This window comes from Pseudarthrobacter polychromogenes, from assembly GCF_014644495.1.
Classification (GTDB): Bacteria; Actinomycetota; Actinomycetes; order Actinomycetales; family Micrococcaceae; genus Arthrobacter; species Arthrobacter polychromogenes.
In genome coordinates this window covers 15839-40897 of the sequence record NZ_BMKU01000011.1, presented here as the reverse complement: position 1 = coordinate 40897, position 25059 = coordinate 15839, and the positions used below count along the sequence as shown (strand labels likewise).

The 25059-nt window shown below is 67.6% G+C and carries 24 protein-coding genes; 8 read left to right on the top strand and 16 right to left on the bottom strand.

Going from position 1 to position 25059, the window contains the following annotated elements:
• Positions 1-6 precede the first annotated feature (6 nt).
• Positions 7-1218, bottom strand: a complete 1212-nt coding sequence (locus IEX43_RS15870; protein ID WP_188726799.1) for an acetoin utilization protein AcuC — start codon at positions 1216-1218, stop codon at positions 7-9.
• A gap of 104 nt (positions 1219-1322) precedes the next feature.
• Here IEX43_RS15870 and IEX43_RS15865 point away from each other — a divergent pair, with 104 nt between their 5' ends.
• Both IEX43_RS15865 and IEX43_RS15860 read left to right on the top strand, forming a co-directional pair.
• The gene (locus IEX43_RS15865; protein ID WP_188812524.1) at positions 1323-2756 is read left to right on the top strand and encodes a TrkH family potassium uptake protein; all 1434 of its coding nucleotides are present in this window, start codon (positions 1323-1325) and stop codon (positions 2754-2756) included.
• Positions 2749-3435, top strand: coding sequence for a potassium channel family protein (locus IEX43_RS15860; RefSeq protein WP_188812522.1), 687 nt, complete (start codon positions 2749-2751; stop codon positions 3433-3435). The genes IEX43_RS15865 and IEX43_RS15860 overlap by 8 nt, the downstream gene beginning before the upstream one ends.
• A gap of 74 nt (positions 3436-3509) precedes the next feature.
• On the opposite strand, the gene proC is transcribed toward IEX43_RS15860, so the two are convergent.
• From proC to IEX43_RS15835, 5 genes are all read right to left on the bottom strand, one after another.
• Positions 3510-4343 (bottom strand): pyrroline-5-carboxylate reductase, encoded by an 834-nt coding sequence (proC, locus tag IEX43_RS15855; RefSeq protein WP_188812520.1) that lies wholly within the window; start codon positions 4341-4343, stop codon positions 3510-3512.
• A gap of 273 nt (positions 4344-4616) precedes the next feature.
• Positions 4617-5606, bottom strand: a complete 990-nt coding sequence (locus tag IEX43_RS15850; protein WP_188726793.1) for a Ppx/GppA phosphatase family protein — start codon at positions 5604-5606, stop codon at positions 4617-4619.
• Positions 5607-5613: 7 nt separating this feature from the next.
• Positions 5614-6033 (bottom strand): SseB family protein, encoded by a 420-nt coding sequence (locus IEX43_RS15845; protein WP_066278885.1) that lies wholly within the window; start codon positions 6031-6033, stop codon positions 5614-5616.
• Positions 6034-6083: 50 nt separating this feature from the next.
• Positions 6084-8810 (bottom strand): type I DNA topoisomerase, encoded by a 2727-nt coding sequence (gene topA / locus IEX43_RS15840; RefSeq protein ID WP_188812519.1) that lies wholly within the window; start codon positions 8808-8810, stop codon positions 6084-6086.
• Positions 8811-8946: 136 nt separating this feature from the next.
• Entirely contained in the window at positions 8947-10608 is a 1662-nt protein-coding gene (locus IEX43_RS15835) for a DUF7059 domain-containing protein (protein ID WP_188812516.1), read from the bottom strand.
• 63 nt (positions 10609-10671) lie between these two features.
• Between IEX43_RS15835 and IEX43_RS15830 the strand changes: the two genes are divergently transcribed.
• Positions 10672-11148, top strand: a complete 477-nt coding sequence (locus IEX43_RS15830; RefSeq protein ID WP_188812514.1) for a hypothetical protein — start codon at positions 10672-10674, stop codon at positions 11146-11148.
• Positions 11149-11198: 50 nt separating this feature from the next.
• Positions 11199-11783, top strand: a complete 585-nt coding sequence (locus IEX43_RS15825) for a hypothetical protein (RefSeq protein WP_229666496.1) — start codon at positions 11199-11201, stop codon at positions 11781-11783.
• A gap of 15 nt (positions 11784-11798) precedes the next feature.
• Here IEX43_RS15825 and trhO read toward each other — a convergent pair whose 3' ends face one another.
• Positions 11799-12692 (bottom strand): oxygen-dependent tRNA uridine(34) hydroxylase TrhO, encoded by an 894-nt coding sequence (gene trhO / locus IEX43_RS15820; protein ID WP_188812512.1) that lies wholly within the window; start codon positions 12690-12692, stop codon positions 11799-11801.
• Positions 12693-12858: 166 nt separating this feature from the next.
• On the opposite strand from trhO, the gene IEX43_RS15815 reads away from it, so the two are divergent.
• Together IEX43_RS15815 and IEX43_RS15810 are read left to right on the top strand one after the other, a co-directional pair.
• Positions 12859-13551, top strand: coding sequence for a GNAT family N-acetyltransferase (locus tag IEX43_RS15815; protein WP_104184718.1), 693 nt, complete (start codon positions 12859-12861; stop codon positions 13549-13551).
• 65 nt (positions 13552-13616) lie between these two features.
• On the top strand, positions 13617-15992 hold the full coding sequence (locus tag IEX43_RS15810; protein WP_188812510.1) for a DEAD/DEAH box helicase: 2376 nt from the start codon (positions 13617-13619) through the stop codon (positions 15990-15992).
• A gap of 10 nt (positions 15993-16002) precedes the next feature.
• Here IEX43_RS15810 and IEX43_RS15805 read toward each other — a convergent pair whose 3' ends face one another.
• The 7 genes from IEX43_RS15805 to ssd form a co-directional block, all read right to left on the bottom strand.
• Entirely contained in the window at positions 16003-16437 is a 435-nt protein-coding gene (locus IEX43_RS15805) for an Rv3654c family TadE-like protein (protein WP_188812508.1), read from the bottom strand.
• A complete protein-coding gene (locus tag IEX43_RS20335) occupies positions 16434-16757 on the bottom strand; it encodes a TadE family type IV pilus minor pilin (protein ID WP_308422249.1) in 324 nt (107 codons plus the stop codon). The genes IEX43_RS15805 and IEX43_RS20335 overlap by 4 nt, the downstream gene beginning before the upstream one ends.
• Positions 16758-16936: 179 nt before the next feature.
• Complete coding sequence (locus tag IEX43_RS15795; RefSeq protein WP_188812503.1) at positions 16937-17284, bottom strand: DUF4244 domain-containing protein; 348 nt, start codon at positions 17282-17284, stop codon at positions 16937-16939.
• A 139-nt stretch (positions 17285-17423) separates the two neighbouring features.
• The gene (locus tag IEX43_RS15790) at positions 17424-18041 is read right to left on the bottom strand and encodes a type II secretion system F family protein (protein ID WP_188812501.1); all 618 of its coding nucleotides are present in this window, start codon (positions 18039-18041) and stop codon (positions 17424-17426) included.
• Positions 18038-18811 carry a hypothetical protein gene (locus IEX43_RS15785; RefSeq protein ID WP_188812499.1) on the bottom strand — a complete coding sequence of 258 codons (774 nt, stop codon included), beginning with the start codon at positions 18809-18811 and terminating at the stop codon, positions 18038-18040. Before IEX43_RS15785 ends, IEX43_RS15790 begins: the two co-directional genes overlap by 4 nt.
• Positions 18808-20163 (bottom strand): TadA family conjugal transfer-associated ATPase, encoded by a 1356-nt coding sequence (locus IEX43_RS15780; protein ID WP_188812497.1) that lies wholly within the window; start codon positions 20161-20163, stop codon positions 18808-18810. The genes IEX43_RS15785 and IEX43_RS15780 overlap by 4 nt, the downstream gene beginning before the upstream one ends.
• Positions 20160-21224, bottom strand: coding sequence for a septum site-determining protein Ssd (gene ssd, locus IEX43_RS15775; RefSeq protein WP_229666505.1), 1065 nt, complete (start codon positions 21222-21224; stop codon positions 20160-20162). Before ssd ends, IEX43_RS15780 begins: the two co-directional genes overlap by 4 nt.
• Before the next feature lie 278 nt (positions 21225-21502).
• Between ssd and IEX43_RS15770 the strand changes: the two genes are divergently transcribed.
• Both IEX43_RS15770 and IEX43_RS15765 read left to right on the top strand, forming a co-directional pair.
• Positions 21503-23221 (top strand): bifunctional 3'-5' exonuclease/DNA polymerase, encoded by a 1719-nt coding sequence (locus tag IEX43_RS15770; protein WP_188812495.1) that lies wholly within the window; start codon positions 21503-21505, stop codon positions 23219-23221.
• 159 nt (positions 23222-23380) lie between these two features.
• A complete protein-coding gene (locus IEX43_RS15765; protein WP_188812493.1) occupies positions 23381-23572 on the top strand; it encodes a YegP family protein in 192 nt (63 codons plus the stop codon).
• A 3-nt stretch (positions 23573-23575) separates the two neighbouring features.
• On the opposite strand, the gene IEX43_RS15760 is transcribed toward IEX43_RS15765, so the two are convergent.
• Positions 23576-24253 (bottom strand): NUDIX hydrolase, encoded by a 678-nt coding sequence (locus tag IEX43_RS15760; RefSeq protein ID WP_188812491.1) that lies wholly within the window; start codon positions 24251-24253, stop codon positions 23576-23578.
• Entirely contained in the window at positions 24250-25044 is a 795-nt protein-coding gene (nth, locus tag IEX43_RS15755) for an endonuclease III (protein ID WP_188812676.1), read from the bottom strand. The genes IEX43_RS15760 and nth overlap by 4 nt, the downstream gene beginning before the upstream one ends.
• Positions 25045-25059: the final 15 nt, after the last annotated feature.

Genomic DNA, 25059 nt, shown 5'->3' with positions numbered 1-25059 from the left:
AACGCGTCAGTCGAACCAGGGGTCGAGTCCGTGGAGCGGGAACACGGATTTCCGGGTTGCCATCACCGTCCGGTCCACGGCGTCATTGGGATCGAATCCGACCTCCCACGACCGCCACCAGAGCTCCACATCGTCACTCATCAGCTCCGGCGCGGAGGATCCGAACTTCTCCTGGACGTAGTCACGCCAGTCCTGCGGGACCGGCGTGCGCAGCGGCACGGGCCGTCCGGCCGCGATGGCAATCAGGTGGCTCCAGGACCGCGGGACCACCTGGAGGACGTTGTAGCCGCCGCCTCCCGTGGCGATCCAGCGGTTGTCGCAGTGGCGGGCTGCAAGGTTCCCGACGGCGGAGGCGGCCTCCCGCTGCCCGTCAACGCTGAGGTTGAGGTGCGTGAGGGGATCCAGGCGGTGGGAGTCGCAGCCGTGCTGGCTGACAATCACCTCCGGCTGGAAGGCGGCCACCAGCTGCGGGACCACGGCATAGAAGGCGCGCAGCCAGCCGGCGTCCCCCGTTCCCGAGGGCAGTGCGACGTTCACGGCCGTCCCCTCCGCCTGCGGACCGCCGATCTCGTTCGCGAACCCGGTGCCCGGGAACAGCGTCAGCCCGCTCTCGTGCAGCGAAACCGTGAGGACGCGGGGGTCGTCCCAGAAAATACTTTCCGTTCCGTCCCCGTGGTGCGCATCGACGTCGATATACGCCACCCTGCGGATGCCGCCGTCGAGCAGCTTCTGAACGGCAAGTGCAGCGTCGTTATAAATGCAGAACCCGCTGGCCCGCTCGCGGGAGGCGTGGTGCATGCCCCCGCCGAAATTGATGGCGCGCAGGGCTGAACCGTCCAGGATCCGGGAGGCGGACAGCAGCGAAGCTCCGGCCAGGCGGGCCGCTGCCTCGTGCATTCCGGCAAAAGCGGGGTCGTCCTCGGTGCCCAGGCCACGGGCCTCGTCAGGCTGGCCGGGATGTGCGCTGACCTTTTTTACCGCCGCTACAAACTCGGGGGAATGCACGGACTCAAGGTCGGCGTCGTCCGCCACTCCCGGCGCCTCCACCGCAACATGCTCCAGGTCAAACAACCCAAGGGTGGCCGCCAACCGGGCTGTCAGGTCCATGCGCTCCGGCGCCATGGGGTGGCCCGGGCCGAAATTGTAGGCGGTCATGTCAGAACTCCACGCCACCACCGTTGGGGGCGCGGGCAAGGTGAGGCCCGGCAGGTATGTCATCAATCACAGGCTACCTGAGCGCGGCACCCCTCCTGCCCAGTCATGACGCATGCATTAGTGGTTTACTACTGGGGGAAGCAGTTTCTACCGAGGAAAAGCCACACATGACGCAAAGCCAGTCGAGGCCCCGTACCCCGGCCAACTGGCATCCCGCAGGGCAGGAGCGGGAAGGCCTCTGGATCCTTACGCGGCTGCGGGACTTCGTCGACGACATTGCGAATACCTCGCCGGCCCGGCTTGCCCTGACGGTGTTCGCCGCCGTCTGCCTGCTCTTCACGTTTCTCCTCTCGCTGCCGGCCTCATCAGCGGACGGTAACGTCACTCCCCTCCACCAGGCCATGTTCACAGCGGTGTCCGCCGTCTGCGTTACGGGCCTCACGGTGGTTACCACTGCCGTTCATTGGTCCTTCTTCGGCCAGCTGGTTATCCTCATCGCGATCTTCATTGGAGGCCTTGGCACCCTGACACTCGCGTCACTGCTGGCGCTGATGGTGAGCAAGCGGCTGGGCGTCCGCGGAAAGATCATTGCGGCAGAGTCCATGAACAACGCCGGGCGGCTGGGCGAAGTGGGAACACTCCTGCGGATCGTCATCACCACATCGGTGGTGATCGAGGCCGTCCTGGCGCTTGTCCTCATCCCCCGGTTCCTGGTACTCGGTGAGAGCTTCTGGGGCGCTGTCTGGCACGGCTTTTTCTACGCGATATCCTCGTTCAACAACGCAGGCTTTACTGCGCACGCGGACGGAATCGTTCCATTCGCGAGCGACCTGTGGATTCTAATTCCCATCATGTCTGGTGTGTTCCTTGGCAGCCTGGGGTTTCCGGTTGTTATGGTCCTGCTCCAGAACGGGCTCAACTGGAAAAAGTGGAACCTGCACACCAAGCTGACAATCGAAGTGTCCCTGATCCTCTTCGCGGCGGGCAGCGTCCTTTGGGCGCTGATGGAATGGGACAACCAGCGCACCATCGGCACCATGGGCATCGGTGACAAGGTCCTGCACTCGGTCTTCGCTTCCGTCCAGATCCGTTCCGGCGGCTTCAACCTCGTGGATCAGAACCAGATGGAATCCACCACCATGTTGCTGACCGACGCCCTGATGTTTGCCGGCGGAGGCTCCGCGTCGACGGCCGGCGGCATCAAAGTGACAACCATCGCCATCATGTTCCTGGCAATCGTGGCGGAGGCCCGGGGCGATGCCGATGTGAAGGTCCACGGCCGTACGATCCCGCAGGGTGCCATGCGGGTGGCAATTTCGGTGATCGTAGCCGGCGCCACCCTGGTCTCGGTAGGCTCGTTCCTCCTGCTGAACATCAGCGGGGCGCCCCTTGACCGCGTGCTGTTCGAAGCGATTTCCGCTTTTGCTACCTGCGGTCTAAGTACGAACCTCAGCGCCGAGGTGCCGCCGGCAGGAGCATACGTCCTGACTGCCCTGATGTTCATGGGGCGTGTTGGTACAGTAACCCTCGCCGCCGCCCTCGCCCTGCGGCAACGCAGGCAGCTGTATCACTACCCGGAAGAGAGGCCCATCATTGGCTAGTTCCCCAGATGCCCCGCGGCGCCCAGCACACAACGCGCCAGTCCTGGTCGTTGGGCTTGGCCGGTTCGGATCGGCAACGGCCGAACAACTGGTGAAGCAGGGCCGCGAAGTACTGGCCATCGAGCGCGACCGGAGCCTCGTCCAAAAGTGGGCCGCTACCCTGACCCACGTGGTGGAGGCCGACGCCACCAACATCGACGCACTCCGCCAGCTGGGCGCCCAGGAGTTCAGCTCGGCCGTGGTGGGGGTGGGCACGTCCATCGAATCCTCGGTGCTGATCACAGTCAACCTCGTGGACCTTGGCATCGAGCACCTCTGGGTCAAGGCCATTACGCCCTCCCACGGCAAAATCCTCACCCGCATCGGAGCCAACCACGTGATCTACCCGGAGGCCGACGCCGGTGTCCGGGCCGCGCACCTGGTCTCCGGCCGGATGCTGGACTTCATCGAGTTCGACGACGACTTCGCCATTGTGAAGATGTATCCCCCGCGCGAAACGGTGGGATTCACGCTGGACGAGTCCAAGGTCCGGTCCAAGTACGGCGTGACGATCGTCGGCGTGAAGTCGCCGGGTGAGGACTTCACCTACGCCCGCCCGGAGACCAAGGTTTCCTCCCGGGACATGCTGATCGTGTCCGGCCACGTGGACCTGCTGGAACGGTTTGCAGCCCGCCCCTAGTTTCCGAGTTTTTGTCCAGATATGCAGGCTTGAACGATGGTTAAGTCCGCATATCTGGACAAAAACTCCGTGAGTCAGCCGAGCTGCCGGGTGATCTCGGCTGCCCGCTCCGCGGCGGCGCGGGCGCCGGCGGCAATAATGGCGGGCAGGCCGCGCTCGTCGAACGTGGCGATGGCCCTCTCGGTGGTGCCGTTCGGGCTGGTTACGGCTTTGCGCAGTGCGCTCGGATCGGCGCCGGGCTCGGCCAGCATAAAGCCGGCTCCGGCCACTGTTTCCCGGGCGAGGAGAAGCGACAGATCCGGGTCCAGGCCAAGCTCACGGCCTGCTGCGGCCATCGCTTCAGCCAGGTAAAAGGCGTAGGCCGGTCCGGAGCCGCTGATCGCCGACAGCGCGTCCACCTGTTCCTCGGGGACCTCCACCACCGTTCCCGCGCCGTGCAGGACGTCCTTGACCCTCTGGAGCTGCTCCGCGGTGCAGTTGGTGCCCGGCGAGACCGACACCACGCCGCGGCCCAGCTTGGCCGGTGTATTGGGCATGGACCGGATGACCGGCTGCCCAGCCGGCAGTGCCGCCTCAAGCTGCGCAATGGATACCGCCGCGGCCACGCTGACCACCACCGTGGTGGGCGAGAGCGAGCTGCTGATCTCCCGTGCAAGTTCCGTAATGCCAACAGGCTTGACGCCAAGGATCACGACGCCGGATCCCTTGGTTGCCTGCTTGTTGTTGTCCGGCTCCTCTTCCCCCGCGATTGCGGTCACCCCGTGGTGCCGTTCTGCCAGCTCGGCGGCGCGCTCTGCCCTCCGGACGGTTGCGACGACGTCCGCCGGATCCGTTCCGGATTCCAGCAGGCCACTCAGAATTGCTTCGTTCATGGATCCACAGCCAAGGAATGCGATTCGGTTGCTCATGGCTCCATCATTACAGTTCGGCCGGGCAGGCGCAGAAAACCATGACCCGGGACGGACACGAAAATGGTGGGAACTCCCCGAAATCCATTCACAGGTGGCTCCCATGTTGGGTGCAGGTGCCTCACAACTTGGCGCCCTAACGTAGTTATTACCTCATTGAGGGTGCGAGTGATGCGGCAGGGATGGGGATCCCTGCCAGGGTACCGGCGTTCGGCAACAGGTTTTCCCCCATTTTCCTGTTGCCGGCGCCGGTATTTCCGCTTAAAGGGGTTTTTAGACTGCGGCTTCGACAGCCTGCGGCGGCGCCAGGTGGGGGGCCAGCTCCAGCGGCCCGGAAAATACCAGCTGGTCCAGCCGGCGAAGGATCAGGCCTTCGCGCAAGGCCCACGGGCAGATTCTCAGCTTCTTGAATTTGAAGAGTTCCAGAGCTGCCTCCGCCACGAGCGCTCCGGCCAGCAGCTGGTGGGCGCGGGCTTCCGAGACGCCCGGCAGGTGCAACCGGTCCTCGACCTTCATGGCCGAGATGCGCTGCGCCCAGACCCCCAGGTCCGAGGCCTGCAGCTCGCGCTTGACGTAGGGGCCGGCCGCGCTGGGGGCGGCCCCGGCGATCCGCGCCAGGGAACGGAAGGTCTTTGACGTTCCCGCCACCACGTTGGCCCGGCCCAGCCCGTCGAACTCCCGGACCGCAGGCTTGAGGGTAGCCCGGATGTACCGCCGCAGCTCCTTGACGCTTTTGGCCGACGGCGGATCTTCGGACAGCCAGTCCCGCGTGAGCCGGCTGGCACCCAGCGGCACGGAAGTGGCCACCTCCGGAAGCTCGTCCTGGCCGAAGGCCATCTCAAAGGAGCCGCCGCCGATGTCCAGGTTCAGGATGGGACCGGCGCCCCACCCATGCCAGCGCCTGACGGCGAAGAAGGTCATGGATGCTTCTTCGCTGCCGGTGAGTTCCTGCAGGGTCACGGTGGTTTCGTGCTTGACGCGGGCCAGGACCTCGGGTCCGTTGGTGGCCTCGCGGATGGCTGACGTACAGAAGGCCAGGAGGTCCTCGGCCTTGTGCCTGGCCGCAAATTCCCAGGCTTCAAGGACGAACTCGGTGAGCTCGTGCTGGCCTGCGTCGTTGATGCTGCCGTCCGGCTCCAGGTACTGGACCAGGGACAGCGGCCGTTTGTGCGAGGCGAAGGGTACCGGGCGCGCGCCGGGGTGGGCATCCACCAGGAGGAGATGGACAGTATTGGACCCGATATCGAGGACGCCTAGCCGCATGGTGCCATTATTCCTCGTCAGCCCGCTTGAAGTCGCGCTTGATGTTGGCCACGCCTTCGGGGTTGATCTCGAAACCGTAGGCTGCGCCCGGGTTAATGACCATTCCCAGTTCGTCGCCGATGTTGGCGATGATGGCCGCGCCCTGGGTTCCCAGCACGTTGGGAGCAGCTTCGAGGTACTGCTGGTCCACGCGGCTGGGGTGCGAGAAGACGGCGAGGACGGGATCGCCGTCGGCGTTGCCCAGGACCAGGGGCTCCACCTGGGAGTCCTCGCCCTCGATACCGTCCGAACTGATGATGTAGACCTCACTGTTCAGGAAGGACAGGATGACGTCTACCGGGCTGGCGTCAGGCTGCCCGCCCTTGGCGAGCTTTTCCTCGAGGTCGTTGAGGGGCTGGAGATCCGTGTGCGCTGGCTGTTCAGTCATCCCACTACCCGATCACGATCCAGTGCCCCATGCAAACCCCGTAACAGCCGCTACTTCTTCGCGGTGGCCTTCTTCTTGGCCGGAGCCTTGCGGGTGGCCGTACGCTTCACCGGACCCTTGGCACGCTTCTCCGCCAGCAGTTCCACGGCCTGTTCGCGGGTCAGCTCCTCCAGTGAGGTTGCCCGCGGAACGGTGATGTTGGTGATCCCGTCCGTGATGTAGGGGCCGAAGCGGCCTTCCTTCACCACGATGTTCTTCTCCGACACCGGGTCCGGGCCGAACTCAGCCAGTGGCGGGACGGCGGCCCGGGCACCGCGCTGCTTCGGCTGGGAGTAGATCTCCAGCGCCTGGTCCAGGGTGATGGTGAAGATCTCTTCCTCGGAGCCGATGGACCGGGAGTCGGTCCCCTTCTTGAGGTAAGGACCAAACCGGCCGTTCTGCACCGTGATGAGGTTGCCTTCGCCGTCCTCGCCCAGGGCGCGGGGCAGGCTCATGAGCTGCAGCGCCTCGTCCAGGGTGACCGACTCCACGGTCATGGACTTGAACAGCGAGCCGGTGCGGGGCTTCGCCTTGACCGGCTTCTTCGGCGGCTTGGGCTTGCCGTTCTTGTAGTACTCCACCGGCTGGGCGGCAATCTGTTCCTCGGTCATCTCCGGGATGACCTCGGTGACGTAGGCGCCGTAGCGGCCGTTCTTGGCAACCACCGTGTGCCCGGTGTGCGGATCGGTGCCCAGCACCCGTTCCTCGGGGGCTGCGGTTTCCATCAGCTCAATGGCCTTGGCAGCGGTCAGTTCGTCCGGAGCCAGGTCCTCGGGCACGTTGGCGCGGGGCGACTCCACGATCTCCCCGGTCTTCGGGTCAACAGTGGCGGCCGAGCTTTCCAGGTACGGGCCGAATTTGCCAACCCGGAGCGTGATCTCATCGGTGATGGGGATGGAGTTGATTTCGCGGGCGTCGATCTCGCCCAGGTTGTTCACGATGCTCAGCAGGCCCGGGTCCGAGTCTTCACCGAAGTAGAAGTGGCGGAGCCAGGAGGCGCCCACGGCCTGGCCGTTGGCGATCTTGTCCAGGTCGCCTTCCATGTCCGCGGTGAACTCGTAGTCAACATAGTCGCTGAAGTGCTGCTCCAGCAGGCGGATCACCGAGAAGGCGATCCAGCTGGGGACCAGCGCAGAACCCTGTTTCCGGACGTATCCGCGGTCTTGGATGGTGGAGATGGTGGAGGCGTAGGTGGACGGGCGGCCGATGCCCCTCTTCTCCAGCTCAGCCGTCAGTGACGCTTCGGTGTAGCGCGGCGGCGGTGAGGTTTCGTGGCCCACTGCCAGGATCTCGGAGGCCTTGAGGGCATCCCCCTTGGCCACGTTGGGCAGCCGGCGGGCGTCGTCGGAGTCGTCGTCTCCGCGGGTCTCGTCCTTGCCTTCCTCGTAGGCGGCGAGGAAGCCGGGGAACGTGATCACGGTGCCGGAGGCCGAGAACTCGGCATCCCGGCCGTCCGCAGCGACGGCACCCAGCCGGATGGTCGCCGTCGAGCCCTTCGCATCGGCCATCTGGGACGCGACGGTGCGCTTCCAGATGAGTTCGTACAGGCGGAATTCGTCGCCCGAGAGCTGCTTGGCCACCTGGGCCGGGGTGCGGAACGAGTCGCCGGCTGGGCGGATGGCCTCGTGCGCCTCCTGCGCGTTGGCTGCCTTGCCTGTGTACACGCGCGGTGATTGCGGGATGTACTCCGGGCCGTACAGCTCGGACGCCTGGCGCCGCGCGGCGGTGAGGGCTTCGTCGCTCAGCGCGGAGGAGTCCGTACGCATATAGGTGATGTAGCCGTTTTCGTACAGCCGCTGGGCCACCTGCATGGTGCTCTTGGAGGAGAAGCGCAGCTTGCGTCCCGCCTCCTGCTGCAGCGTGGACGTGGTGAAGGGCGCAGCCGGGCGCCGGGTGTACGGCTTGGTGTCCACGGACCGGACAGTGAACGAAGCGTCCTGCAGCCCTGCCGCCAGGGACGCAGCCAGTTCCTCGTTCAGGTGGGCAACGTTCTTCGACGTCAGGACGCCGTCGTCGTTGAAGTCCCGGCCGCTGGCAACCTTGGCACCGTCCACGGCGGCGAGCTTGGCTTTGAAGGAGCCGGCGTCGGCGCCGAACTGACCCGTGAGGTCCCAGTAGGAGGCGGCCTTGAAGGCCATCCGCTCGCGTTCGCGGTCCACCACCATGCGGGTCACCACGGACTGCACGCGGCCGGCGGACAGGCCGCGGGCCACCTTGCGCCACAGCACCGGGGAAATTTCGTAGCCGTACAGGCGGTCCAGGACGCGGCGGGTCTCCTGGGCGTCCACCAGCGCGGTGTCCACGTCGCGCAGGTTGCCCATGGCGCGCTGGATGGCTTCCTTGGTGATTTCGCCGAACGTCATCCGGTATACCGGGACCTTGGGCTTGAGCACTTCCAGCAGGTGCCACGCGATGGCCTCGCCCTCGCGGTCCCCATCGGTTGCGAGATAGAGTTCGTCGGCGTCCTTGAGCGCGGCCTTGAGCTCAGTCACCTTTTTCTTCTTGTCCGCGGACACCACGTAGTAGGGCTTGAAGTCGTGGTCAATGTCGACGGCGAACTTGCCCACCGACGTTTTCTTCAGCTCGGCGGGGAGTTCGGACGGCTGCGGCAGGTCCCGGATGTGACCGATGGAGGCCTCTACGATGAAGCCCTCGCCGAGGTACTTGGCGATGGTCTTGCTCTTGGCCGGAGACTCCACAATCACGAGTTTCTTGCCGGTTTTGGCCTTGCTTGGCACGGTGCTCCTACAGAAAAAGGTTGCTCGGGCAGATGCGCCCATACTGGCCTAGTTCACCATATTTTGCAGAAATGTGCGCATCCATGTGGAAAAGAAGGGGGTTCTGCCGGGCGCTGTGGGCGCCTTGCTCCGTGCCTTATCCGGCGGCGGGGATCAGGAAGCCGTCCCGCACCAGATTGGCCACATCGGTGAGCAGCCCGCCCCGGAAGGAACCGGCGTCGAACCCGTCCTCCCCCACCATCCCGCCGCCGAGCAGCGCCTCCAAAGCACCGGCAATCTGCCCGGCGGAAAGGTCACCGTCGCAGGCCGACACGAAGCCTGCCAGTTCGGTGCTCAGCAGGTTTGTCCGGCGCAGGCCTGCGCCCTGCCGGAGCAGGATCACGCCAGGGTGCTCCGCCCCCGGGCGCTGGTGGCGCTCCTCCGTGACGTCCTCCGCCACCAGCAGGTGCGCGTCCTCCAGGCTGTGCGCGGCCAGCCAGTCGATGCGTTCGACGGCGGCGCCCAGGTGGGGGCCGATGGGCTGCTCGATGGGGTAGGTGATTTCCTCGAACCGGCTGAAGGTGCCCTGCCCGGGTGCCGGCGGCCGCCGGAGCCATACCATGCCGAAGCCGATGCCCTCCACGTTCCTCGACTCGAAGTCCGCCAGGTAGGCCGCGTAAGCGTCCCGGTAGTGCTGCCGGTCCCGGCCCTCGGAGGCGTCCTGCAGCCAGGTTTCCGCGTACTGCTCCGGTCCCACCTGCTCGCGCTGGATGAACCAGGCATCCGTGTCCGGCCGGACCCACATCCGCGGGCGCTCCTGCCACCCGGTTCCGGCCGCCACTTCCCAGTTCCCCAGCATCTGCGCGGTGCCGCCGGGCGCCAGGACACCCGGCAGGGCGGCAACCAGCGAGGCAACAATCCCATCGCCCGGCAGTCCGCCGTCGCGGTAGGTGAACTGGTCCGCGGCGTCCTCGCCTGCGCTTCGTGGTGTGATCACGAACGGCGGGTTGGACACCACCAGCCCGAACTCCTCACCGGCCACAGGCTCCAGCAGCGACCCCAGGCGCAGGCTCACCCTGTCCTCCAGCCGGGACGGGTCAACGGACAGGGCCGCGGCGTTGAGCAGGATGTTGAAGCGCGTGAACGCAAGCGCCCGTTCGGAGATGTCCGTTGCCGTGACGTGCTCGCAGTGGTGGAGCAGGTGGAAGGTCTGGATGCCGCATCCGGTGCCGAGGTCCAGGGCGCGTTCCGTATGGCGGCGGACGGTGGTCTGCACCAGGGTGGTGGACGCCTGGCCGATGCCGAGCACATGGTCGTGCCGCAGCACCCCCGCCTGCTGGTGCGCGGCCAGATCGCTGGCCACCCAGAGCTCCGCACCCCCGCTGCCGCTGTCGCTCTGACCTTCGTTCCCCTCCCACCCGTACGGCCGCAAGTCAGCTTTGGCAGCCAACAGACCCGCGCCGGGAACGGGCTCAACAAGCCCCAGCGTGAGGAGGCCGTCGGCACCGATGCCCGGAAGGGCGGCGTCGAGTGTTTCCTTCGCCTGCGGCTCGGCCAGGAGCCACAGGCGGACGACGGCGGCGAGCGCCGCGTTCCCTTCGTCCTGGCGCAGTACCCGGTCCACTGCCAGCAGGGCCGGAATGATCTGGTCCCGGTTCAGGGCAGCGGAGGCTGCGGCGCCCAGGAGCCGGGCGACGCCGTCGGGAGTGTAGTCCAGGCGCCTCAGGTCGGCGGCGAGGGCCGTGAGCAGTTCCGGGAGGTCGCTGCGGGGTGCGTCCGGGGTGTTGCCGGCGGTGAACTCGTATGGGGATTTAGGCACTGCCCAAGTTTAGTCCGGCGGGCGCCGGAGCCCGGGGCCGCCCGCACCGGGTAGCGTTGAGGCATGCCTTCGCGTCTTTCCGTCCCTCCGCGCGCCCGGTTCCGGCCCGCGCGGAGCGCCCGCCTGATGCCGTGGTCCGCCGTGTCCGCGGGTGCGGCGGCCCTTGTCCTGGCCGGGTGCTCCCCCGTTGTTTCCATCGAGAACGCGGACGTTCCGCAGTGGCAGGCCACCGCGCTGCCCCCGGTTCCGGGAGCGGTCCTTGAGGACGCCGGTAAAATCCTCAACCGGGACCGCATCATCAGGGAAGCCGCTGATGTCCCGGCGGGGCGCTATACCCTCACCGCCACGTGCGAGGGTGGCGGGAAGGCCTTCTTCGCCGTATCGCTGGACGGGAAGAAGCTGGCGGACGCCGGAGCAGCCTGCAACGGAAGCCGGGAAATGACAAAAATCACCCTGCCGGACGCCGGCACACTGGACATCAGCACGTACAGCGTGGACGCACCCCTCATTTACGCCTACCGGCTGGCCCCCGCGGAATAACCGCCTTCCGTGCTCTGGCCCGCCGTCGCCTGCGGGCATACAGTCGGACTATGCCCAGTGTGCGGACAGCCTCCGCGCCATCCACCGTCCCCACGGCCCCCGGTGGGGACGCACGGGTGCGGCCTGCGCGGAAGCCGGCCGCCGCCGTCGTCATTGCTGCCATGGCCGCCGGCATGGTGCTGGGCGGGTGTGAATATACGTACGACGACGGGCGGAACCTGCCAGGGCCCGTCGAGGCGGAAGGGACGCGTCTTCCCGGGCCGGTGTTCACCCGCGACCCCCTGCAGAACGACCCCGTCAGCGAGGAGGACGTTGGCGCGTGGGCGGCCCGCACGCTGCCCGACACCGGGCAGCCCGTGGCCTCCGCGGGGGCGGGCCTTGTGGCCGCGGGCAACGTCCGGACGGAGTCCACGCCGGTGCTGGGGACTGGCACCTACGCGCTGGCCCTGGCGTGCCGCAGCCAGCGGCGCGTGACCTTCACGGTCCGCAGCGACTCACTGACCCTGGTGGACCTGGGGCTCCGGTGCGGGATCAACCGGGAGAACGTCATCTATCTCTCCTCGGAGACAGCGCTCACCATCAGGGTGGAGGCCAGGACAGGCGCGAACTACGCCTACCGGCTGCGGCTCCTCTGAGGTGGTTGCCTGTGCTTAGGCGGCGCAGCCCTCCGGGCAGCGGAGGGTTTCCGGGCTGGAGGCGCACTCCGCGCAGTACAGGGTAAGGGTGCGGCAGCTGGGGTTGGAGCAGTTCTCGAACTTGCTGGTGGGCGCTGCGCAGCGGGTGCACTGCCCGATGGTCTTCGCGTCGTCGCTGAACTCCAGGTGCATGCGCTTGTCGAAGACGTAGAGCGAGCCCTCCCACAGGCCCTGGTCCTTGAAGGTTTCACCGTAGCGGACAATACCGCCGTCCAGCTGGTACACCTCTTTGAAGCCCCGGTTCACCATCAGACTGGACAGCACCTCGCAGCGGATTCCGCCGGTGCAGTAGGTGACCACGGGCTTGTCCTTGAGCCCGTCATACTTACCGGACTCGAGTTCCTGGATGAAGTCATGGGTGGTGGCAACGTCCGGGACGATTGCGTCCTTGAACCGGCCGATCTGCGCTTCGAAGGCATTCCGCCCGTCGAAGAAGACCACGTCCTCCCCGCTTTGCTTCTTGGTGTCAACGAGCTGGTGCAGTTCCTCGGGCTTAAGGTGGGTTCCGCCGCCCACCACCCCCTGGGCATCGACCTTCAGCTCGCCGGGGGCGCCGAAGGAGACAATCTCATCGCGCACCTTGACGCTGAGGCGCGGGAAGTCCTCCGCACCACCGTCGGACCATTTCACGTCGATGTCCCGAAAGCCCTGGTACTCGCGGGTTGTCTTCACGTATTGCTTCACGGCACCGATCTCACCGCCCACGGTGGCGTTGATGCCGTCCTTGGAGATCAGGATGCGGCCCGTCAGCCCGAGCTTCTCGCAGAGGGCACGCTGCCAGAGCCGCACCGCCTCCGGGTCGGGAAGGGGGGTAAAGCCGTAAAAAAGCACAATTCGGTTTAAAGCCACGTATTTAAGGGTAACGGCACGGTTAGGCGGGCGGCGCGGGAAACCTGCGGCTGCCGGAGCAGCGGCCATGACTGCCGGCCCGTACCGGCGCTTCCGCCGCATCACAATTGCATAAGCTCTTGGCAGCCCCCTGTTGCTGGCGGTCGGGCTGGAATAGTCTCATGCCATGAGTCCGGAAACCATGGTTGAAGACATCACTGGCCTTCTTGAGGTGTGGGTGGCCGGTTGGGCCGGCTGTCGCGGTTACAGGACATCCACCGAGGGCCGTTTCCCTGCTGCGCTTCGCGCCGACACCAGCGGCGACTGGGAATTCTTCGCTTCCGAGCCCGCGGACGATGAGTTCGCAGCCCTGGCCGCAAAGACGGCCGAAGCACCCGCGAGGGTCCTCACCATCCTCACCAATGACATCCCCCGGTACTCCGCCCTGGCGGAACGGCACGGCCTGAACGTGACCTCCAGCTCGCAGGCGATGATGATCGTGGATATGGAAACCCAGGACGCCGAGGATCCCTGGCTCTCCGACGACGACCTCACGCATTCGACGTGGGAGCAGGACGGCGTGCACTACGCAGAGGTCCGCTCCGGCGACACCCTGGCGGCCAGCGGACGCGTTTTTGTGGTGGGGGAAACCGCGGTGTTTGACAAGATCATCACCGAACCGGCTTTCCAGCGCCGCGGCCTGGGCAGTTTCATCATGCGTGCCCTGGCCGCCCAGGCCTTCGAGCACGACGTGCAGGAGGGCCTTCTCCTGGCCTCCGCCGACGGCCGGAAACTGTATTCCCACCTCGGCTGGACCACCGTTTCCCGCGTGCTGATGCTCTCCGCATCCCATGACGGTTCCGACCTCTCCCTGAGCTGACCCTTCCTGTTACCCCCATGGCGAACCGGGGCCGGCAAGGCTCCGCCGGGTGAAACAATGTGGGGGTGAACCCCCATGACTCCCTGATTCCCCTGCTGGGCCGCGGCCCGGACCCGGAACAGCTCCGTCATGTGCGAACCATCCCGGCGCGCGAGGCCGAGCATGAGCCATGGCCCGTCTGGGTCCACCCGGACCTGGTCGCGGCGTACCGATCGCTGGGCATCCAGGAGCCCTACCGGCACCAGGTGGAGGCAGCCGGCATAGCCCACGGCGGCGAACACGTTGTGGTGGCCACCGGAACCGCGTCAGGGAAATCGCTGGCGTATCAGCTGCCGGCCATCGACGCCATCCACCGCTCCGAACTGCGGGTCCTGGCTGACCCGGGGAAAATCCACGACGACGGCGCCGTCACCCTGTACCTCTCCCCCACCAAAGCCCTGGCGGCCGACCAGCTCAACGCCATCCGCGCCCTGAAACTGCCCACCGTGCGGGCGGAGACCTACGACGGCGACACCGACCCCGCGTCCCGCCGCTGGATCAGGGACCACGCCAACTTCATCCTGGCCAACCCGGACATGCTCCACTTCGGGATCCTTCCCAACCATGCCTGGTGGGCCGGGTTCTTCCGCCGCCTGCGCTACGTGATCATTGACGAGGCCCACAGCTACCGCGGAGTGTTCGGCTCCCACGTGGCCAACCTGATGCGGCGGCTGCGCCGGATCTGCGCCTACTACGGGGCAGGCACGGCCCACCCGGGCCCAGTGTTCATCGCGGCCTCCGCCACAGCCTCGGAGCCTGACGTCTCCTTCGCCCGGCTCATCGGCGCCCCGGTCAAGGCCGTGTCCCGTGACGGCTCCCCGCACGGTTCCACCACCGTGGCCTTCTGGGAACCGGCCCTGACCGAAGTCCGGGGCGAGAACGGCGCCAGGGAACGGCGGACGGCGGTGGCAGAAACCGCCGACCTGCTGGCAAACCTGGTGTCCGCGCGCACCCGCACCATAGCGTTCATCAAGTCCCGGCGCGGGGCGGAAACCATCTCCTCGATCACGAAACGCCTCCTGGACGAGGTGGATCCCAGCCTGCCGCAGCGGGTGGCCGCCTACCGTTCCGGATACCTGCCCGAAGAACGCCGTGCGGTGGAACGGGCCCTGCGCTCCGGCGAACTGCTGGGCGTTTCGAGTACCTCAGCGCTGGAACTGGGCATCGATATCTCCGGCCTCGACGCCGTCCTGGTGGCAGGATGGCCAGGCACCCGGGCTTCCCTGTTCCAGCAGATCGGACGGGCCGGAAGGGCGGGCCAGGATGCCATCGCGGCCTTCGTGGCCAGCGACGATCCCCTGGACACCTTCCTGGTGAACCATCCCGAGGCGATCTTCGACGTGTCAGTGGAAGCGACGGTCTTCGACCCCTCCAACCCCTACGTCCTGGGGCCGCACCTGTGCGCCGCGGCTGCCGAGCTTCCCCTGGGACCCGCCGAACTGGTCCTGTTCGGCAGCACCGCGGAGTCCCTCCTGGACAGGCTGGTGGCACAAGGCTACCTGCGGCGGCGGCCCGCGGGCTGGTTCTGGACACACTCCCAGAGCGCGGCGGCCATGGTGAACCTGCGGGCCGATGGCGGTGGGCCGGTGAGCATCGTGGATGCCGAGACCGGCTCCCTCCTTGGCACGATGGATTCCCCGCAGACGCACTACCAGGCCCACACCGGCGCCGTCTACATCCACCAGGGTGACAGCTACGTGGTGGAGGACCTCAACGAGGACGATCACTGCGTGATGGTGCGCCGCGCCAATCCCGACTACTACACCACCGCCCGGGACGTGACCCAGATCGACGTGCTGGAAACCCAGCGGACGGCGGAATGGGGTGACATCTCTGTTCATTTCGGCGACGTCAAAGTGACTACCCAGGTTGTTTCCTTCCAGCGCAAGGCCCTCATCTCCAACGAAATCCTTGGGGAGGAGCCGCTGGAACTGGGTGCCCGCGAACTCTTCACCAAGGCCGTCTGGTTCGTGGTGGACAACAGCTCCCTCACCGGGGCGGGCCTGATCGAAGCCCAGTTTCCCGGCGCGCTGCACGCAGCGGAACATGCAGCCATCGGCCTGCTGCCCCTGGTGGCGTCCAGCGACCGGTGGGATATCGGCGGGGTGTCCACGGCATTGCACGCCGACACCGGGGTGCCCACCATCTTCGTGTATGACGGGCACCCCGGCGGCGCGGGTTTTGCGGAGCGCGGTTTCGACAAGGCCAAGGTCTGGCTGACAGCCACCCGTGACGCCATCAAGGCCTGCGAATGTGATTCCGGGTGCCCTTCCTGCGTCCAGTCACCCAAATGCGGGAACAAAAACAACCCGCTGGACAAGGCGGCCGCCATCACCCTCCTCGACGTCCTGCTCAAGAACTCCACCGAGGCCGCCTCCCCGGGCCTGGAAGTGCGGCACTGACCTGGACTGGCTAGGGTGGAGGCCCCGCACGGGAGCGCCCGTGGGCAGCTCCGAACACCGTCCGTTCCACCAGTTCGGTCCTCACCTCGACAGTCTGGCCAGTGCCCTCGGTGCAGCTCACTACTGCGGCCCCGTGCCGGGCAGCCACCTCCGCCGCCACGGTGCAGGGCTCCCCGGAGGCGAGGCCGCGCAGGGCGTCGGCCGCGGCCAGTGCCGCAAGGTCGGCAGCGGATGCCGCCCTGCTGGCCAGGACGGCAGACTGCGCCAGCATCAGCATCAGCGCCATGGCCGTCATCACCACCAGGGCAAGGCCGGCCGCCAGCACCGTCCCCGAGCCGCGTTCCCGGTTGGTGCCAACTGCACTTCCGTTCCGGCCTGCACCGCGACGCCTGGTCAGGCTCGTCCGGAGCCCGCGCCCCGTTCCAAGTACTTGGGAGCGTGTCATCCCGCCGTCTCGCTCCGGGTGGAGGCCCGCGCAGTCAGGTGCCACGGGATGGATGCGCCGAGGGGACCGCCCACGCGGTCTGTCACAGTGACATGCAGCCACTCGCCGTCGGCCGATACCGCCGCGGACGCCGACCCGCCGGCCAGCGTCCGGACGATCCTTTCCACAGCGGCGGAGTCGTCACCACGGGCAAGTGCGCGGGCGCCGGCACGCGCTCCCTCCTCCAGCCGCAGCTGGGTGACCCCGGCGGAGGCCCCTGCCAGCAGCATGGCCAGCAGCATCAGGACCGCGGGCAGGGTGACGGCGAACTCCGCCGTCACCGCGCCGCGCGAGCCCTGAGCCGTGGGGCCTCCGAAGGGACTGCAGGCCCGTCGATCCCATCCTCCGGTACGCCCGGTGGCGGACTGCGTGGCCACAGACGGACCCGTGACCGACTGACCTGTGGCGGTCGGAGCTGTACCGGACGAACCCGTGGCCGGGAGCACGGCCGGTGCCCGTGTCATGGCAAGGCCAGCGCGGTGCGGATCAGGGTGAGCAGGAAGCCACGGACCTCCTCGCTGCGGAGGATGAAGACCAGGAGCCCCGCAAAGCCCACGGCGGCGAGGGTGGCTATGGCGTATTCGGCGGTTGCCATCCCTGCTTCTGATCCGAGGAGCTGGACCCGGCCCTTGCTGGTCCGCGGCGCGCCTGCACCCGGATACAGTTCCACGGCGTTTGCAGGCAGCGGACTGCTTCCCCCGGCGTGGAGGCCGTGGCGGCCGGTGCTGCGGTGTTCCCGAGAGGCGGCACGGGCAGTGGCGGGCGCCGTGGCTCCGCCAGCGTAGCGGGGGCGGTAATGAGTGGACATGTGGTGTTTCCTTCCTTTGGGCCGGTGGTGTTGCCGGCTGTCTTGACTCTTCCGGGCCTTGCCTGGCGCGGTAAGCCCCGCGGGTTCGTAAGTGGAAAAGCTCAGCGGTTTCCCCTTGTGGAGGAGAAGACACGGACGCCTAGGACCCGGAAGGCACCAGGGCAAGCAGCACAGGAACCACGCCCAGGCAGATAAAGGCCGGAAGGGAGCAGAGGCCCAGCGGAACCACCAGCTTCACGCCCAGTGATGCCGCGCGCTTCTCGGCTGCACGGAACCTCTCCCGGCGGAGCCGTGCCGCCTGCGCGTAGAGAATCGCTGACGACGGAGCACCTGTCAGTGCCGCGAACCCCAGGGCGTCGCGTAGTTCCAGGACCTCGGGGAGTCGGACCGCGCTGCTGCGCCATGCGGTTTCCCAGTCGGCCCCGATTGCCAGTGCCGCCACAACCGGCCGAAGTGCGCCGCGGTACCTGTCAGAAGCCGAGGCGGCCACCAGTTCGAGTGAACGGCCGATGCCCGATCCGGCGTCCAGCATGGCGGCCACCAGTTCGAGCATCATGGCGGTGTCCCTCAGCCCTTCGGGCGCAGGTCCGGACATATTCCCTCCGTCACCGGCGGAGGCCTTCGCGCTGCGGCACGTGGCACCGGAGGACAGGCTGAGCAGCCGCTTGCGGGGCCTGCCCCGCCCGCTTCCGGCCAGGGCTGCCGCCGCGGCCAGGGTAAGGAAGAGCGCGAGCACTGCGGCGGAAGGCGGGCTCATGGCGCTCCAGCCCCTGCTGCCGCGGCCACTAGCCGGGCCGACCACAAGCGCCCGGCCACTGTCAGGCCGGCTCCGGCTGCAAGTGCTGCGAGTCCCCAGGGTGTTCCCAGCAGGATGGCGAGAGGGTCCACGCCCAGGGCCATTCCCAGGCCCAGCCCCATCAGCGGCAGCCAGGTAAGGAGGCTGACGGTAGCCTTTGGTCCGGCCAAGGCCGTCTGGCGGGCCGCGTCGGCGTCGTCCTCCACTTCAAGCTGTGCGGCGAACCTGGTCAGTACGTCTGCGAGCGGGCAGCCGCTTGCTTCAGCGATGTCGAAGCAGGCCGCGAGCTCCGACCATATGCGGGACTCCCTGTCCCGCCGGGGAAAAGCGGACGGCGACGCCCTGCGGATGGCTTCCGAAACGGGAACGCCGCGGCTGGCCGCAGCACGCGCGGCGGCCAACATGGCACCGGATTCCGCGGACAGGCCGTACGCATGGGAGCCGGAAGAACCATAGACGTCCCAGATCTCCTCCCAGAGCCGCGCCGGCGTGCGGCCGCCCTTGAGTAGCGCGGCGAGTTGCTGTACCACCAGGGTCATGGGGGCCGCAGGCCGTTCTGCTCCCCTGCCGGCGCCATGCAGCTTTCCCGCAAAGCCGCCCCGTGAGGGCTCTTTTGGCCCCGGAACCGGGCCGGACGCGCCCGTGCGGCGCAACCTGGCGGGGGCACCCAGCGGCGCCCTGGCAAGCAGCACTGCAGCCAGTCCCAGGGAAACGACAAGAAGGAGGATCATACGGGCGGTCCCGGGTCAAGCCCCAACCGTGCCGCCAGCGCGGTCCACCCGGGGCCGGCGGCCACTCTGCCTTCAACACTTTCCAGGGCAGGCTGGACGGTGAGTCCGCCGGGGCCGTCCCCGATCAGGCCCACGCACGCCACTGCCCGGCCCCGGTGCGTCCTGTCAACGTGGATGACCACGTCCAGCGCGCTCGCTGCCTGAAGCCTCACGCCGTCAGGATTCATTCCGGCGAGCGCACCGAGCGCAGTGAGCCGGGCGGGAACTGCAGCGGCAGTATTCGCATGGATAGTCCCGCCCCCGCCGCTGTGTCCGGTGTTCATGGCGGTGAGCAGCTCCCGGACTTCCGCGCCGCGGCATTCACCCACCACCAGCCTGTCCGGCCGCATGCGCAGCGCTTGCCGGACGAGATCGCCAAGATCCACCTCGCCGCCGCCCTCCAGGTTTCCGTGGCGTGACTCCAGGGACACGACATGCGGATGGACAGGATTCAGTTCCGAGGCATCCTCGATGAGGACCAACCGCTCTGCCGGACTGCACAGTCCAAGCAGCGTGGAGAGCAGGGTGGTCTTGCCGGACCCGGTGGCCCCGCTGATGAGGAAGCTCAACCTGTGCTCCACCACCCGTTCCAGGACACGCTGCAGTCCGGAGCTGAACATGCCGCTGTCCCGCAGCTCATCCATCGTGAAAACACGTTCGCGCCGGATCCGGATGCTGAGCAGCGTCCCGGCCGTAGAGACGGGCGGGAGCACGGCATGGACACGGTAGCCTCCGGCCAGCCGCACGTCCACGCAGGGTGAGCCGTCATCAAGGCGCCTGCCGCCTGCCGCCACGAGCCGGCAGGCCAACGCCCGGAGCTGGGCCTCGTTGTCGAAGGCCACGGTCACTCGCTCGATGCCGCGGCCCCTGTCCACCCACACGGACCCGGGAGCATTCACAAAGATGTCCGTCACGGCCGGGTCCCGGGTGAGAGCCTGCAGCGGGCCCAGGCCGTTCAGCTCGGCGCTGATCCGTTCCACGGCGGCAAGTGAACCCGCCGTGCCCAAAAGCTTCCCTGTGGCCTGCACCGCCGCAGCCACCCGCGAGGGCGTCACCGCGGCCGCGTCCGACATCATGGACTCCCGCACGGACTCGAGGAGTCCCAGGTCAACAGCCTGCCGCTCACCTGTGCGGCGTTCGCGCCGACGCCATTCGCCGGGCCCGGGTTCACCCGGGCGCCCGCCCTCCTGGCGGGGACTTTCCAGGCGCGGCCTGTCCTGCCGGGGACTGTCCTGGCCCGCGTCCAGGATCCGCGCCCGCCGCCGGACTCCCGTCTCTGGGCCCGGCGCCCCAGCGCCCGCCCGGTAACTCATTCGGGTCCTCCCGGAGCCAGCCCGTCCCCGAGGAGGTCCAGCACGGAAGCCGCGAAATGCCGGACCGCCCGCCGTTTTCCCAGCTCAAGGAGGCGGCCTGATTCCATGGCTCCAGCCACTCCGCGCAGCTCAGGCACCCGTCCCTGGACCGGAAGTCCGATGGCCTCGGCGATCAGGGGACCATCCAGCGCTGCGCCGGACTTGCCACGGACCAGGAGGGCAGCCTCAACCGGGGGAAACTCCTGGAGCAGCCGCACGGCGGCGACAGCAGCCTTAAGCTGCGCCGGAACCACCATGGCGATGCGGTCGCAGTCCCAGGCGAACGTATGGATGGGGTCGGCTCCCCGGCCAATGTCCACCACCACCAGCTCATACCCGCGGCGGGCAGCATCAAGGATGCCTGAGGTGGCGGCAGCGGCGACGGGTACCGGCTGCTCCCGGCTGGCAGGCCACGACAGGAACGAGAACCCGCCCGCAACAGGCAGCGAGTCCGCAAGCTGGATGGGATCGATGCTGCCCCTGGCCTCGGAAAGGTCGGGCCAGCGCAGGCCGGGGTTCTCTTCGGCGGCCAGGGCCAGTTCCAGCCCGCCGCCCCAGGGATCTCCATCCACCAGCAGCACCCGGGCTCCGAGCCCGGCCGCCGCCTGGGCGATCCAAATCGCAGCCGTGGTGGCACCGGCACCCCCGCAGCCGCCGGTCACGCCCAGGATCACCCCGCCTGGACCGGGTGAACGGGACCGGCTGAGATGGTCGGCGAGCCAAGCTGCAGCATCCGGCAGGACAGCAACCCGTTCCGCGCCGAGGACAGCCGCGAGATGCCACAGGCTGTCACCTTCGCCGTCGAGTCCCACCAGGACAGCCGGGGCCCGCCGTCGCGGGGGCAGCTCCCGGATGTCGCTTCCCACCAGCACGGCTGCCGCCCCGTCCCAATGCCTGCCTCCCTCTGCTGCAGTGGCTGCAACGCGCAGCTGCGCCCCTGCAGCCGCCACGATCCGCTCCACCTCCGCACGAAGGACAGTGGAGGACGTCACCAGCAGGATGTCATCACCACCGTCCGGCAGCCAGGCGTCCCCGTCTACCCCGGCAGCCCCCGCCGGCCCGGGGACACCAGGCCGTGAGAGTCCCGGCGGACCCTCCCCGAGCGGGCCGCTGACGGCACCGGAGTGGGAAGGGTCAGGGTGGGAAGGGATCAGCTGGTGCCTGCTCATAAAGCCACTCTCCGCCCCTAAAACACAGCGGGTAAGGGGTCCAGCCCCGTATGTGGAAAACCAACTCCGGCAAGCCAGCAACCCCGCACCGCCGGCCACGGTCAGCCCCGGAAACAAGGCAGAATGGGACCATGTACCTCCTGCTCGCCGCCCACCCCCACGGCGCGGCCCTGCAGGAACTCACGCAGGCTGGACAGCCCCTGCCGGCCACGCCGGAACCCCGGCTGGTCAGCACCGGCGATCTTCCCGCCGTCGTTCGTCACTTCGAAAGCCGCCGGCCGGGCGGGCAGCCGCCCCGTTGGATCTGGCACCGCACCCAGGACTGGTACCCGGCCCTGCTGGCAGCCGGCGTCGAGCTGGAAAGGTGCTACGACCTCAGCCTCTGCGGCAACATCCTGGCGTTCTCCCGGTTCACCGGGCACACGGACTATGCCAGGAATACGGAACGGGTGGTGGTTGAGGATCCGCTCCAGCCGCCCCGGACGCTGCAGCCGCCGCCTCCCCCGGCAGACCAGGGCGCCCTGTTCGATGCTCCCGCGATCCGGCCGGAAAAACGCCGCAGCCCGGAAGAGCTTCGTGCTGAATACGCTGCCCAGCAGGTGGCGCTTGCCTCGGTCAGTCCGGAGGAGAACCAGCGCAGCCGCCTGCAGCTGCTGCTGGCAGCCGAGTCCGCTGCTGCCATGATCGCCGCCGAGATGCAGCACGCCGGCGTCCCCTGGCGCGAAGACCTGCACGGGCAGATCCTCGCCGACCATCTCGGCCCCCGGCCTCCCCTGGGCCAGCGCCCGGCCAGGCTTGAGGCGCTGAACCAGGAGCTGCGCGGACTCCTGAACGCACCCACGCTGAATCCTGACTCCCCGCAGGACCTGATGCGTGCCTTGCACCGCAACGGGATAGAGGTCAAAAGCACCAGGAAGTGGGAGCTGAGGGAATCCACCCACCCCGCCATTGAGCCGTTGCTCGCCTACAAACAGCTTTCCCGCCTGCACACAGCCAACGGCTGGGCCTGGCTGGACGCCTGGGTGGACGGCGGCAGGTTCCGGCCCGAGTACGTGGTGGGTGGCGTGGTGTCCGGCCGCTGGGCGTCGCGCGGCGGCGGCGCCCTTCAAATTCCGCGCCAGATCCGCGGCGCAGTCCATGCCGATCCGGGCTATAAGCTCATCGTCGCGGATGCCTCCCAGCTGGAACCGCGCGTCCTGGTGGCCCTCGCCCGCGACCCTTCCATGGCAGAGGCTGCCCGGAACCAGGACCTCTACGCGGGCATTGCTGCCAAGGGATTCGGCGGGGACCGGGCAAAAGCGAAGATGGCTTTGCTGGGGGCCATGTACGGCGCCACCTCCGGCGAGGCCGGCCGCCTCATGCCGCAGCTCGCAAAGACTTTCCCCCGGGCAGTGGACTTTGTTGAGCAGGCGGCCCGCACCGGCGAGGCCGGCGGAACGGTCACCACCCGGCTGGGGCGGAGCAGCCCGCCGCCGTCGGAACGGTGGTTCCAGAGCCAGCGGTCCGCCTCTGCCGAGGAGCAGCGGCGGGCTGAATCGATCGCCCGTTCGCGGGGTCGCTTCACCCGCAACTTTGTTGTCCAGGGTTCGGCTGCGGACTGGGCGGCATGCTGGCTGGCGGAATTACGACGGCGGCTGCGCACCCTCCGGGCCGACGGCCACGTCAACGCGGAACTCGTCTTCTTCCTGCACGACGAGGTGATGGTTCATGCGCCGGCGGAAGCGGTGGACGCCTGCATCGCCGCCATTGAAGAGGCGGCCAGCGCCGCCAAGGAACTGCTGTTCGGGCCAATCCCGGTGGAGTTTCCCGTCAGTGTGGCCGTTGTTGATTCCTACGACAACGCGAAATAGGTCCGCCACTCCGGCGCCGCGGGGACGTTCTGACCCCCGAAGTAACCTACCCGGGAGTAGCTCGCCAGAGGCTTGTGACGCGGGCTATGGTCGAAGAGGCGACTGAGGCAGATCGGTCAAAAGCTGATGCAACGACGCATTCCAGGGGAGGTCCGGCATATGGCGGGCAGGTTCGAAATTCATCGAGTAGGGGACGAGGCCTACCGGCTGCGGCTCACGGACGCAGAGGGCAACACGGTTGCCGTCTCACCCAAGTTCAAGTCCCTCAACACAGTGCTTGAGGGCGTCAAGGCAGTCCGGGAGAACGCCGCCACAGGAATTGTGGTGGATCTTCGCCAGCAGCAGGCCTGAGGGCTAAACGCCCATCCGGTGTAGCCGGCTCCGGTCCCACGGGACGGCCCAGCCCAGCTGCTCGAACAACCCGTTCAAGACAATTCCGGTAAAACCCCACACCACTACACCGTTCACCGTGAAGGCCGGGCTGTCGAAGCTGCGCCCGGCACGGTGGACGGTTGCCATCACGCGGTTGTCCGGGTCCAGCAGGTCACGGACGGGGACCCGGAACACCTGGGCCGACTCGGCATAGTCCACCACACGGACAGGTGACGGCAAGCGCCACCAGCCCAGCACCGGGGTGACCAGGAAGTTGCTGTGGGCGAGCCCCAGCTCCTGCAGGGTGCCAAGGACCTCCACACCGCCCGAATCAAGGCCGGTTTCCTCTTCGGCCTCGCGCAAAGCTGCCTGAACCGGCGTTTCCCGGGCGTCAATGGCGCCGCCCGGGAACGCCACCTGCCCCGGGTGCGAACCCAGGGTGTGGGCGCGCTCCAGCAGGAGGACGTCAAGATCGGCCGGTGCCAGGGGCTTGCCCGAGACAGCCGGGACGTCATCAAGGGCGCCAAAAAGCATCAGCACTGCCGCCCTCCTGGCCTGTTCGGCATCCACCGTCAGGGCTGCCCAGAGGGGATCCGGCGCGGCAGCGGTTCCGGATTCCGCCCGGTGCGCCAGGTGCAGCAGGTCCTCGCGCGCGCTCACGGTGTCCTCTGCTGGGATGCCATCCGGATTTCGGCGGCCCTGTGGGTCTCGGCCAGCAACTGGTCCAGCAGCGCCTCGCTGCCGGGCGCGAGCTCGTACTTCAGGAGCTTGGCTGCCTTTGCGGGGTCTGTTTCGCCCAGCCCGAAACTGGGGCACCAGGTGGCCACGGGGCAGGCCCCGCACGCGGGCTTCCGCGCGTGGCATACCCGCCGCCCGTGGAAGATCACCCGGTGGGACAGCATGGTCCAGTCCTTGCGGTCGAACAGCTCGGCCACGTCATGCTCGATCTGGACGGGGTCATCAGACTGCGTCCAGCCGAAGCGGTTGGCCAGCCGGGCGAAGTGGGTGTCCACCGAGATGCCGGGGATGCCGAAGCCGTTGCCGAGCACCACGTTGGCCGTTTTGCGTCCCACGCCCGGCAGCGTGACCAGGTCCTCCAGCCGGCCCGGGACCGCCCCGTTGTATTCGTCCACCAGGCGGGTGCAGAGGGCGATGACGTTCCTGGATTTTGCCCGGAAGAACCCGGTGGGCTTGAGGATCGTCTCAAGGTCCGCGGGATCCGCCTCGGCCAGGGACCGCGCGTCCGGGTAGCGGGCGAACAACACCCTGGTGACCTGGTTAACGGTGACGTCCGTGGTCTGGGCCGAAAGGACCGTGGCCACGAGCAGTTCGAACGGGTTGCGGAAATCAAGCTCCGCGTGGGCGTACGGGTATTTCTCCGCCAGGGCCCTGTTGATCCGCCGGGCCCGTCTTTTCAGTGCCAGCACGGATTCGGAGGACACCACGGGCATGCCGGCTGCCTGGCC